Annotated in this window: 14 protein-coding genes; 9 read left to right on the top strand and 5 right to left on the bottom strand. The window is 30.4% G+C overall.

The genetic code is table 11. The features are described from left to right. From ACZ2G2_RS13930 to ACZ2G2_RS13920, 3 genes are all read left to right on the top strand, one after another. A complete protein-coding gene (locus ACZ2G2_RS13930) occupies nt 1–879 on the top strand; it encodes a helix-turn-helix domain-containing protein (protein WP_470392807.1) in 879 nt (292 codons plus the stop codon). A 94-nt stretch (nt 880–973) separates the two neighbouring features. After that, a complete protein-coding gene (locus ACZ2G2_RS13925) occupies nt 974–1852 on the top strand; it encodes a nuclear transport factor 2 family protein (protein ID WP_470392805.1) in 879 nt (292 codons plus the stop codon). 80 nt (nt 1853–1932) lie between these two features. Next, a complete protein-coding gene (locus ACZ2G2_RS13920; RefSeq protein ID WP_470392803.1) occupies nt 1933–2127 on the top strand; it encodes a hypothetical protein in 195 nt (64 codons plus the stop codon). 7 nt (nt 2128–2134) lie between these two features. Here the strand turns inward: ACZ2G2_RS13920 and ACZ2G2_RS13915 are convergent, their stop codons facing one another. Further along, entirely contained in the window at nt 2135–2875 is a 741-nt protein-coding gene (locus tag ACZ2G2_RS13915; RefSeq protein ID WP_470392801.1) for a hypothetical protein, read from the bottom strand. Nucleotides 2876–3196: 321 nt separating this feature from the next. Between ACZ2G2_RS13915 and ACZ2G2_RS13910 the strand changes: the two genes are divergently transcribed. Both ACZ2G2_RS13910 and ACZ2G2_RS13905 read left to right on the top strand, forming a co-directional pair. Beyond that, entirely contained in the window at nt 3197–3388 is a 192-nt protein-coding gene (locus tag ACZ2G2_RS13910) for a cold-shock protein (protein ID WP_028282170.1), read from the top strand. Between the two features lie 117 nt (nt 3389–3505). After that, the gene (locus tag ACZ2G2_RS13905; RefSeq protein WP_470392799.1) at nt 3506–5041 is read left to right on the top strand and encodes an SDR family NAD(P)-dependent oxidoreductase; all 1536 of its coding nucleotides are present in this window, start codon (nt 3506–3508) and stop codon (nt 5039–5041) included. A 97-nt stretch (nt 5042–5138) separates the two neighbouring features. Here the strand turns inward: ACZ2G2_RS13905 and ACZ2G2_RS13900 are convergent, their stop codons facing one another. Next, nucleotides 5139–5540, bottom strand: a complete 402-nt coding sequence (locus ACZ2G2_RS13900) for a DUF983 domain-containing protein (protein ID WP_470392797.1) — start codon at nt 5538–5540, stop codon at nt 5139–5141. Nucleotides 5541–5742: 202 nt separating this feature from the next. Here ACZ2G2_RS13900 and ACZ2G2_RS13895 point away from each other — a divergent pair, with 202 nt between their 5' ends. Beyond that, nucleotides 5743–6627: a helix-turn-helix domain-containing protein gene (locus ACZ2G2_RS13895; protein WP_470392795.1), complete on the top strand. Its 885-nt coding sequence runs from the start codon at nt 5743–5745 to the stop codon at nt 6625–6627. Nucleotides 6628–6720: 93 nt separating this feature from the next. Here ACZ2G2_RS13895 and ACZ2G2_RS13890 read toward each other — a convergent pair whose 3' ends face one another. Beyond that, entirely contained in the window at nt 6721–7623 is a 903-nt protein-coding gene (locus ACZ2G2_RS13890) for an EamA family transporter (RefSeq protein ID WP_281846422.1), read from the bottom strand. A 432-nt stretch (nt 7624–8055) separates the two neighbouring features. Here ACZ2G2_RS13890 and ACZ2G2_RS13885 point away from each other — a divergent pair, with 432 nt between their 5' ends. After that, complete coding sequence (locus ACZ2G2_RS13885) at nt 8056–9918, top strand: OmpA family protein (protein ID WP_470392793.1); 1863 nt, start codon at nt 8056–8058, stop codon at nt 9916–9918. Nucleotides 9919–10153: 235 nt separating this feature from the next. Continuing rightward, nucleotides 10154–10333: a hypothetical protein gene (locus tag ACZ2G2_RS13880; RefSeq protein ID WP_090840837.1), complete on the top strand. Its 180-nt coding sequence runs from the start codon at nt 10154–10156 to the stop codon at nt 10331–10333. An 85-nt stretch (nt 10334–10418) separates the two neighbouring features. On the opposite strand, the gene ACZ2G2_RS13875 is transcribed toward ACZ2G2_RS13880, so the two are convergent. Continuing rightward, nucleotides 10419–10871: a TlpA family protein disulfide reductase gene (locus tag ACZ2G2_RS13875; protein ID WP_470392791.1), complete on the bottom strand. Its 453-nt coding sequence runs from the start codon at nt 10869–10871 to the stop codon at nt 10419–10421. Then, nucleotides 10872–11516 (bottom strand): thiamine phosphate synthase, encoded by a 645-nt coding sequence (locus ACZ2G2_RS13870; RefSeq protein ID WP_470392790.1) that lies wholly within the window; start codon nt 11514–11516, stop codon nt 10872–10874. A 273-nt stretch (nt 11517–11789) separates the two neighbouring features. Here ACZ2G2_RS13870 and ACZ2G2_RS13865 point away from each other — a divergent pair, with 273 nt between their 5' ends. After that, entirely contained in the window at nt 11790–12347 is a 558-nt protein-coding gene (locus ACZ2G2_RS13865; protein ID WP_470392788.1) for a porin family protein, read from the top strand. Nucleotides 12348–12349: the final 2 nt, after the last annotated feature.

Below are 12349 nucleotides of genomic sequence, written 5' to 3'. Positions count from 1 at the left end.
ATGCATAAAGAGATTCCGCATATCGTTTTCGATTCTCCAAAACCAGAAAATTCTGGTATTGACATATTAACTATTTCTAGCCTAGCAGAGCGTAAAGGTGATATTACACATAATCCTGAAAAGGCTCACCAATTAGCTTTTAATATGATTGTGTTTTATACAGCGGGTCAGAGTAGGCAATTAGTAGATTTTGTTTGGCATGATGTTAAAAAAAACACGATTATTCACTTATCTAAAGGTCAAATTAATGCGTTTCAATTTAGCGATGGCTTGGAAGGTTACATCATACTTTTTACTGAAGACTATTTAAAAAAACAGATTAACACATTGCCTAAAAACGAAGTGATAAGACTGTTTAATGCACATTTGTTTTCTCCAATTATTCAGGTTCCAAAAGATTCTAATGTTTCAAATTACATACAATTGTTTTTTCAAGAATATTCTAATATTCAAGAAGACTATAATCAAGAAAATACTTATAGTGCGTTGTATTCTATTATCTTTTCAAAATTGGAACGTTTAAAGCAATATCAAACGTTTCATTTAAAACGATCGGATAAATTAAATAGTTTCTTAGCATTTAAGTCTCTTTTAGAAATTCATTTTAATACAAGTAGAAACGCCGATTTTTATGCCAAAAAATTAAACATTACTTATAAGCATTTAAACAGTATCTGCAAAGACCTAGTAACTATTACAGCAAAGCAGTTTATTGATGCTTTTGTAATCTTAGAAGCCAAACGTTTACTTATAAATTCGGAAATTAAAAGTACAGAACTGGCGTATTCTTTAGGTTTTGAAGAGCCTACAAATTTTGTAAAATACTTTAAGAAACATACAGGATTTACCCCTAATAGCTTTAAAAAAGACTTTATCTAGTGTTTTAGGTTCGGTATTTACCATTTTTAAAACCAATTTCACCTTTAGTTAGCTGTGGTGTTGATTTAATTTTGTCCTCATAAAAATAACATTTATGAAAACGACAATTACAACATTAGCATTAGTCATGACACTTATATCATGTAAATCTGAAAAAGATTTAAACACAAAAACAATAATTAAAGACACCACTAAGATGGAATTATCAAACAAAAACAAAACAGTAGCAATATTAAAAAGTATTGAAACAGGAGATAAAGTAGCTATTGGTTATATTAATCCAACAAACTATAAGCAACACAACCTTGCTGTAGCAGATGGGTTGGATGGGTTTGGAGCTTTATTATCTCATGCTCCAGAAGGTGGCTTTAAAGTAAAAACAATAAGAGCATTTCAAGACGGAGACTACGGATTTGCACATACAGAATATGATTTTTTTGGTCCTAAAATTGGTTTTGACATCTTTAGATATCAAAATGGTCAAGTAGTGGAGCATTGGGATAACTTAATAGAGAAAGCAGCTTTAAATCCAAGTGGGCACTCACAAACAGATGGTTCAACTGTTATAACTGACTTAGAAAAGACAGAAGCAAATAAAACACTAGTATCCAATTTTATAAATGACATTTTAGTTAACGGTAAAATGGATATAATTGCAAATTATTTTGATGGAGACAACTATATCCAACATAATCCAAATATTGGTGATGGTTTATCTGGTTTAGGACAAGCTTTGGAAGCAATGGCAAAACAAGGTATTACAATGCAATTTACTAAGGTTCATAAAGTATTGGGGCAGGGTAATTTTGTATTGACTGTAAGTGAAGGTGAATTTGCGGGGCAACCAACGTCTTATTATGATTTATTTAGAGTTGAAAACTCAAAAATAGCAGAACACTGGGATATTATAGAAACTATTGCACCAGAGACAGATAGAAAAAATACAAACGGAAAATTTAATTTCCCTAAGTAATTAGGAACAAAATATTTAAAAGGCTATCCATTTGGTAGCCTTTTTTCTATTGTAATTATTAATAGTAAAAACTCAAAAATATGTCAGACGTAAGAACGTGTCCAACTTGTGGCGCAAAAGCAAAGTTTAAAGTAAAAGAAACTATTGAAACCTATACCGCAGTGCAAGATGACGACGCTTTTAAAAAGATTGCACAGTTAAAAAAAGCTATGAATGCCTTTAAAGAAAAAGCAGAAGCATTGGAGCAAGAGTTGGAAGAACTTAAAAGAAAATAACTATATTTTAAAAATATTTTTGTTTGATATCCTTTGTTTTAATTGCTTCAGTGGTGGTAATAAATCGCATAAAAAGATAAATGGAGAGCACATGAGAAATGACAATTAATACAGTAAATGTGTCATTGTAAGCTATAAACTCATTTATAGGTGTTAAGCCAATATGGAATAAACAAAAAATAGCAGCTCCTAATAATATTGTAGAGTTATCGTAATGGTCATTAACATATATTAGAGCACATAAAATAGTAAAGATTAAAACACTAAATGCATTTAAAATTATATACATCAGCATTGGTTCTGGTATAAAATCTAATATCAAATCTAATACAGAATAAATAATGTAACTCACTAATAATAAGCCTATAAATACTGAAAAATAGAGAATGGATTTTAGTTGTCCTTTGAGTAGATATTTTCTTAAAATTAAAGCGCTTGATATTAAATAGAGGGAAGTTAAGATTGTAATCCATTTAAAATGGGTATTAAAATCTAAAAATGTTAATAAATCGGAGACTATGATAGCTAACAATCCAATAATATATAAAGGCTTTACATTTTGCTTTGTTAAACTTATATATTTTAAAAGAATAGCAAATATGGTGACAGGCATAAAGTAAGTTAATACTTTTTTGTCTGCTATGATACTAACCAAAACGGTAGCTATAAAGCTGAGATATACAAAAAGATTAAAAATTACATCTTTTTGTTTTAAGTAGTTAAAAGAAAACAACTGTTTTATAGTCATTTAAATAATTAAGTTTTTGTTAGAATTGGGGATTTTAAAGATAATAAATTCTTTTAAAGAAACTGACAACTAATAGATTATAATTAATCGTTATAACATATCTTATATATTAGTTAGAATATAAAAACGACACAACTTTTTCTTTAAGAAGCATTAATAATGGCGCTAATATGTTAAAAATACAGTTATTTGATATGATTTTTTAATTATAAATATGATTAATGTCAGTATTGTGCTAATTATTAATTTCAAGCAGTAGGATATTAATCTTTGGCATTATCTTTGCTTTATTTAAAGTATTAATAATAAAATTACATTACAATGAGTAAAGGAACAGTAAAATTTTTCAACGACACTAAAGGTTTTGGATTCATCACTGAAGAAGGAGTTGATAAAGATCATTTTGTACACATTTCTGGATTAATCGACGAGATTAGAGAAGGTGACGAAGTAGAATTTGATTTACAAGAAGGAAACAAAGGATTAAACGCGGTTAACGTAAAAGTTATCTAATATATAGTCAACAATTTTCAGAAAAGCCCATCTATTTTTAGATGGGCTTTTTTAGTATACCAATGTTGCACTCCAAAAAAGAGTGATTATATTTGCACCAAGTAGTTACAGTAATTTATGAGTGATAATAACACAAATCAAGACATACAAAATTGTATTTTGACATTACAGCGTTTAGTAGACGATACTAATCAACTGTTTGATATGCCAGAAGAACAGCGCGTTGCATTATATAAAGTAGCAGGAGAATTATCTAGACCTAATCGTGACGAGTTTCAGCGAAGACGCAAAGATGCTAAAAAGGCTGCAAAACGTAAAATGATTGAAAGCGATAAACATGCTAGAAAATTAACAGGAATAAGATCTGCAAGAGAAGCAACTTTATTTGTGGCACCAAAATTATTGGCTGCAGCTGTAATTCCGGAGGATACTCCAGAGTTAGAATCTCCAAGAAATTGCTATGTCTGTAAAACGGTGTACACAAAATTACATCACTTTTATGATACAATGTGTACTGATTGTGGTGACCTAAATTATGCTAAACGTTTTCAAACAGCCGATTTAAAAGATCAAGTGGCTGTAATTACAGGTTCTAGATTAAAAATTGGATATCATATTACTTTAATGTTATTACGTTCTGGAGCTACAGTTGTTGCAACCACACGTTTTCCGGCAGATTCTGCTATTAGATTTTCTAAAGAAGACGATTATAAAACGTGGAGTGATAGATTACACATACATGGCTTAGATTTAAGACACATCCCTAGTGTGGAAATATTCTGTAATTATATAGAGCAGAAATACGATAGATTAGATATTTTAATCAACAATGCCGCACAAACGGTAAGACGTCCGTCTGGTTTTTATTTCCATTTAATGGAAAACGAGAAATTACCAATAGACCAATTACCTAAATTAGCACAAACCTTATTACAAGATCACGAAAGTTGTTTAGAAGAATTATCAAGTTTAAGTGTTGGGCCTTCAAAAACAGATAAAAACAATGTACTACCAGTAACATGGCATGGTCCTGAACCTGGAATAGGATTACGTAATTCGGCAGAATTATCACAAATCCCATATAGTTTTGACAATTCATTGCAAGCAGAAGAGGTTTTTCCAGAAGGACAACTAGACGCGGATTTACAACAAGTAGATTTAAGAAAAACTAACAGTTGGCGTCTAAAACTAGGTGAGATAGAAACTACAGAGATGGTAGAAGTGCAGCTAGTTAATGCAGTAGCACCTTTTGTGTTGTGTAATCGTTTGTCAAATATTATGATGAAGGAAAACACAGGTAAAAAACACATTATAAATGTGTCTGCTATGGAGGGTAAGTTTCATAGATTTAAAAAAGAAGATAGACATCCACATACAAATATGGCAAAAGCAGCTTTAAACATGCTAACACATACATCTGCTGCCACTTTTGCCAAGTCTGGAATATACATGAATGCTGTAGATACTGGTTGGGTTACTGATGAAGATCCTGCAGCGTTATCAAGACAAAAAGTAGAAGTACACGATTTTCAGCCACCATTAGATATTGTAGATGGTGCAGCGCGTGTTATGGACCCATTAATTGATGGTATTAATACAGGAAAACATTGGTGTGGTAAATTTTTAAAAGATTATTTCCCTATAGATTGGTAGGTAAATGTCGCTTGTTATACATATAAAAAACGCCCTTCAAATTATTGATGGGCGTTTTTTATTGTTTAGTCTTAAATATCTAATTTGAACTAATTATTTATTGGCTATTTTTTAACTGTAATGCTTTTGTTTTATCATATTTCATAAAGATGTTAATCCAAATATTTCTAGAAATTCTAAGTATTATAGGAAGTAACAATAACATCACAATTATTAATATAATATAAGAGGTCATAAAAGGAAGGTTTAAGAGGTAAAAGGTTATAAAAAATGAAATACTTCCAAAAAAGATACCTACCGGATAACTAACATACATCGCTCCAAAAAAGAAAGAAGGTTCAATCTTATACTTGGTGTTGCAATGGTTACAACGCGCTTCCATAGTTAAAGTGCTTGTAACCTTATAAGGATTAGGGACAGTATACATGCTTTCGTTTTGACAAACAGGACAACTTCCACTTAAAATACTATTAATTTTGGTGCCTTTTAAAAATTCCATAATTTATGATTTATATCAATTAATTATAATGCTTTACTATACAAAAAACTTAAACAAGTTATATGTTAAATAGTCTTATAGTGTTGTGCGTTTACAGTGGTAAATATTACTACTTATGTACTACAAAGATAAGCTATGTCTAAAATGGTATTGTTGTAAGAATGTCGCTAATATTTGTATATTTAGGACATATTTTAGAATTATGAACACAATACCAATTTTAAATATTGAAGAGTTTGAAGAAGATTCCTTTTCAAATTTTTATAGTAACGATTTAAGTATTCACTTAAAAAACAATGCACAAATGGTGCACAAGCCTCATAGTCACAATTTTTATCTATGTGTCTTTTTTTTAGAAGGAACAGGAACACACGAAATAGATTTTAGTAGTTATGACGTGCTTGAGGGCAGTGTCTTTTTTCTAAGACCGGGACAAACACATAGTTGGTCTTTTACTAGCGCTCCAAGAGGTTATATCTTTTTTCATACCCAAGAATTTTATGAATTCTATTTTTTGAATAAAAGCATTACTCAATTTCCGTTTTATTATTCTTATGAAAACCCACCATATTTAGTTTTAAATGAAACAGAAATCAAGAGTATTAATTCTAGATTTGAAGCTATAAATATAGAGTTTCACAAAACAGATATCTATAAAAAGCAAAAATTAGCAAGCCTTATTAACCTTGCTTATATTGATTTATCTCGTATTTACACTACTATAGATGCCAAGATGGAAGTTTTGTCATCGTCATATTTAAATGCATTAAGTGTTTTAGAACAAACTATTGAAGCCTTCTATAAAACAGAAAAATCCGCAAAATTTTATGCCGATAAATTAAGTATAACAGTTAAACATTTAAATAGGATTACTAAGTCTACTATCAATAAAACCACAACGCAATTAATAACAGAACGTGTATTATTAGAAGCTAAACGATTAATAGTACATTCTAAAAATTCCTTTTCTAGAACAGCAGAAACTTTAGGCTATAATGACTATGCGCATTTTTCTAAACTTTTTAAAATGAAAGTAGGAATAACGCCTTTAGACTTTAAGAAGCGATACGAAATTAATGATGACTAATTGTTTGTTTAAACGCGAATACATTGGATAAAATAGAGTAGCAGCCGTATTTACAAGCTTAGTATTGTAAAACCAATTGTTAAATTTAAGTAATTAGTTGGAATATAGTATTAGAAACACACCAAGCATAATCCCGGCTAAAGGAATCAATTTTTGACGTTTATTCTGCTCTTTAAAGACCAAACCGCCAATAACAACAGCAATTATAATCTGACTTCTTTTTATTGCAGATAATAACATGATTAATGCATCAGGATCTTGTAAAGCTTTAAAATAGAAATAATCGGCAGCTTGCAGTAATACCCCGACAGCTATAATAGACCATCTAAATTTAAAGGCTTTTCGTTTTTTTGCATACGGAAACCAAGTTATAGATAAGATTACTAGTAAAATTAATATGGTATAAAGGCAAAACCAAAACTGTAATGTTTGCGGATTTAAATGTAATGTTTGGATCAGGTATTTATCATACAATCCACTTGATGCACCTAAAAAGGTAGCACCAATTATTGCAAATATCCATTTGTTACTCTTAAAATTAATACCTTCTTTTTTTCCAATTTTAGAATACAGTAATACTGAAAAAATAATAAGAAAAAATCCAATCCATTGGTAGGGATTAGGACTCTCTTTATAAATTACAATTGCACCAATAAACGTAAAAAAGGGTCCTGCAGAACGTATAGGCGTTACAATAGTTATAGGTAAATGTTTTAAAGCCTGATAAGCTAAAACCCAAGAGCTAGCCATGATAATGGATTTTATAAAAATAAAACCATGCAATTGCCATGATAATTCCTGAAAATGGTAACCATGCGCTAATGCATACTCTGGGTATATAAAGGACAAAATATAAAAGGTACCCACAAACAAAAAGCCACTAGATACAGTTCCCAAAAGTACAGGAAAAACCTCATTGCCTTGTACTGCATGTTTTTTACATAAGTTGTGTAAACCTAAAAACAATGCTGCTAATAATCCTAAATACATCCACATGGCGCGAATATAGTTGTTTCGTTAATTTTCTAATTAATTTAATTGCAATTTTTAATGGTAATTAGTGATTCATTTTAGTGTATATGTTCCATGTAAGTCCCAAAACAAGAGTACTCTAACAGATTTTTACTGGTTTTTATTTAGAAATTAAAATAATATGTAAAATTTGCAAAATATCAAAGTGATAAATATCAACACAAAAACCAATAGTCTTACTAAATTTTATCAATAATTAATTACGATTCTTTAAACAAATGCTCTTGGTTTTATCAAATCCATAATGCCCGATATCACTGGTCTCACATCGATTTTAAAATATTTAAAATAAATATTCATTGTTATAATCAGATGTTGTTTATTTGCAAGCCTTTTCAGAAAATTCGTATAAAATCGAATAATTTACTAAAGGAATAATTTATTAAAATTTAATTTATGAAACATTATTACAAGATTTTTACATTAACATTAATTTTTGGGTTTTGCGCACAAATAGCGTTTGCTCAAGATACTGAAAAACGTTGGTCTTTTGAGACTGGTTTAAGTACTATAGATCTTTACCCTGTTGGAGAGAACAGTCCTCAAGGTGATTATTTTGACGAGTTTTTTAACCTTAACGATCATTACAACTTAGGTTTTTACGTAGGTGCTACTAGAAATTTTACTAGTAACTTATCGTTAACAGCTAAAGGTACAATTGGTAAAATTAGTAAATGGGGAGATTTAGGTCAAGCTGATGAAAGTGTATTAGTTGATAACCTTAAATATTACGGACTTGATGGTATGTTAAACTATTCTTTTGGTCAAGGAAAATTACAACCTTTCGTAGGAATTGGTGGTGGTTATACTTGGATTGAAGAAGGTCTTTATAACACATCTACTGCAGATGCAACTAACAGTTTAATAGGTGCAGGAACAGCAAATGGTTCTGTAGGTATTAAATACTGGGTTAGCGAAAGATTTGGTTTAAAATTACAAACTACTTACAAGCATTCTTTTGAAGATTACTTACCTAAGCATTGGGATCATAACTTTGGTATTGTTTACAAACTTGAAAAAGGAGAAGACAAAACAATTGAAACTAAATCAGTTTCTCAAAACAAAAAACGTTGGTCTTTTGAGGCTGGTGTAGCTGTTGTAGATCTTTATCCTGTAGGAGAAAATAGTCCTCAAGGTGATTATTTTGACGAATTTTTTAACCTTAACGATCATTATAACTTAGGTGTTTATGCTGGTGTTACAAGACATTTTACAGATCATTTATCTGTAACTGCTAAAGGTACTGCTAGTGAGTTAAGCAAATGGGGTGATTTTGGACAAGCTGACGAAAGTGTTTTAGTTGATAATTTAAAGTATTATGGACTTGACGGTATGGTTAACTACAGTTTTGGTCAAGGAAGATTACAACCTTTCGTAGCAATTGGTGGTGGTTACACATGGATTGAAGAAGGTCCTTTTAACACATCTACTGCAGATGGTACTGATAGTTTAATTGGAGCAGGAACAGCAAATGGTTCTGTTGGTGTTAAATATTGGGTTACTGATAATATTGGTGTTAACGTTCAAACTACTTACAAGCATTCTTTTGAAGATTACTTACCTAAGCAATTTGTACATAACGTTGGTTTAGTTTACAAATTAGGTTCTGAAAGAAAAGCTAAAGAAGTTGTAAACAATGATAGAGATGAAGATGGTGTACCAAACGATTACGATTTATGTCCTGACACATTTGGTTTAGCTGCTTTTGGTGGTTGTCCTGATACTGATGGTGACGGTGTTGCTGATAAAGATGATTTATGTCCTAAAGTAAAAGGTTTAATCGAATTTGGTGGATGTCCTGATACTGACGGTGACGGTGTTGCTGACAATAAAGACAAATGTCCTGATGTAAAAGGTACTGATAACGGTTGTCCTGCTGAAGTTAAAGAAGTAGTTAAAACTGTTACTAAATCTATTGAAGGAGAAAGAAAAGTATATTTCCCTTACAACAGTGCGGAATTAGATTTAAATGCTAAAGTTATTTTAGATGATTTAGCTAGCGATATGACTGCAGATGCTGCATACAATGTTTCTATTGTAGGTCATGCTGATAATAGAGGTTCAGTTGGTTATAATGATAACCTATCTGTAAGAAGAGCACAAGCTATTAGAAACTATTTAGTATCTAAAGGGTTTACTTCTGCTTCAATCTCTACTAACGGTGTTGGAGAAGCGCAACCAGCGTCTACTAACAATACTGATTCTGGAAGAGCAATTAACAGAAGAGGTGTAATAACTATAAATATTTCTGCTAAGTAAATATTTAATTTATTGTTAATTTAAATTGTGCTATCATATTTATATGATAGCACTTTTTTTATGCGGTAATTTCTTGTAGAAAGTGATGCCTGAAGTAAAATAAGCACAAAATAGTTAGATGTTATATTTAGTGATTATACTTTCTGTTAAACGATTTATAATTAAAAAGATGAAGTAATCATTCTTTTATTAAGTTATTCTCATACCTTTAAAGAATAACCAATAAACCAGTATTATGAAAAACAAAATTTTTGCGCTATTAATGATTTTTACATTTTCAACATCTATGCTAGCTATAGAGATTAGAGGGAAAAGAAAGGTGCCATCTCAAGGATATGCACAACAACAAAATCAGGATAATTCTAATTTAATTGAAGATGGTACTAATACAGAATCATTTAAGGATAAATTTTAAAAAGAATAGAAAAACAAACTAGACCTTACAAAGTGTTAGATCACTTTATAAGTTATGTTTTATTAAGTATTCAGAAAAAGTAATGTTATTGAGCATTACTTTTTTTTTGCACTAAACTTTCAATAGCGTAGAACAAGCGATTTTGAGCGTTTTCTTGAGATCCAAAAACAGAACGGAACAATTCACCTTTATCAGAAATTAACAGCCATTGTGGCGTACCTTCTGCGTTAAACTGATCATATATTTTATGATTTTTATCGATGTAAATAGGAAATGGATTTTCACCACTAGTAAAAATTGCTTTAATAGAAGCTTTACTACCTTCTCTGTTAACAAAATCACTGTGTATACCTATAACTTGAATAGAGGGGTAGTCTTGCATAAATTGATATGCTAATGGTATAGCGCGTCCTGTGCAACCCAAACAATCATTATTATACATAATTAGTAACAAAACTTTGTTTTTATAAGCGGACATTAAATTTACTGATTCGCCTACTAAATTCGTTACTGCTATAGTCTCTATACGTGTATTCATTTATTCAAAAGTATGACGCTGTTCTTGTGTTGACGATGCATTTAATAATTGATTAAATAACTTAATACTATCAAAATCTTGAGTGATTGCATCAGAAGCAGCAATACCCGAAATATCAGTATTTAAAAGCGGTGTTACATCTTGTAAGCTTACACCGCCATAAGCTAGAATTGGAGTCGGTGTTTTTAGTACATCAGTAATCGCAGTATAACCACTTAAACCTAAAGCAGTCTTTGTATTGTTTTCTGTATCAGAATTTTTAAACGGTCCTAAATAGATATAGTTAATTTGATGATCTAATAGGTTTTCGCAATCTGCAAGGGTATTGGCATAACCTCCAATACTTTGCCAAGTATACAAATGCTTTTTAACAAAAGTTACTGTTGCCTTAGAGGCTTCTAATAACACACCATCCGCTTTTATATCTTTTGCTAGTTTATAAAAATCAGTTATAATCAATCTAGTTTGATAGTGCGTTGTAATTTTAATGACCTCCTTAGCTAATTTTAGATATTTTTTTTCAGAAGCATCTTTATAACGTAACACAACTAATTCTGCACCAGAAGTACAGGCTTTTTGTATGTTTTCTAAAATCTCTTTAGATGTGTTTCCTTGTGATATGTAATGTAATTTAGGTATAATCATGTGGTAATGTATTGCAATGCTTTAGCAGTTAGACAAAGATACTTTAGTTATGTGATAATAGAACGGTTTACAGTTTTAAAGTTGAATAAAATGAAAATGATTAACTAGTTATATTGTGAGACCTTAGACTTAATACTAGTAATTAATAGCTACTAATCAACTGTTTTTTTAACACGTTGTTAAAATTGGTTAAAAAAGTTAAAGCTTTTATAATTAGCAAACTACCTGTTTAAAATCGTAGTTATTTGTTTTAATCAATTAAAACAATATATAATGAAAAAACTATTACTTATTACCGTGATTTCTGTTTTTGGATTTACAAAATCGCAAGCACAAGATGTAAAATTTGGGGTAAAGTTAGGTGCTAATTTTTCTTCAATCTATGGAGATACTTCGGATGAGATTGAAACAATAACAAGTGTTATTAGTTTTGGGGCTTATTCTGAAATTGCTTTTAACGAAAAATTTTCCTTTCAACCAGAATTAATGTATTCTATTCAAGGCTTTAGTGTTGGTGATGACATTGTCACACTTAATTATTTAAGTTTACCATTAATGGGAAAATATTATGTAACCAAAGGACTAAGTTTAGAAGCTGGACCACAAATAGGTTATTTATTGTCTGCTAAAGATGAAGGTCGCGATGTGAAGGATAATTTTAAATCTCTTGATTATGGGCTTACTTTTGGTGTAGGTTATAAGCTTGAAAATGGATTAAATTTTAGTGCACGTTACAATGCAGGACTGTCTAATATTAACGACGTAGTAGGCTCCAAAGATAAATTTAGAAACGGTGTGGCACAATTATCTATTGGGTACTCTTTCTTTTAAAA

The sequence above is a fragment of the Olleya sp. KKT75 genome, assembly GCF_055635485.1.
Note: the sequence above shows the minus strand (reverse complement) of the source record. Positions and strands in the feature narration are given on the sequence as shown.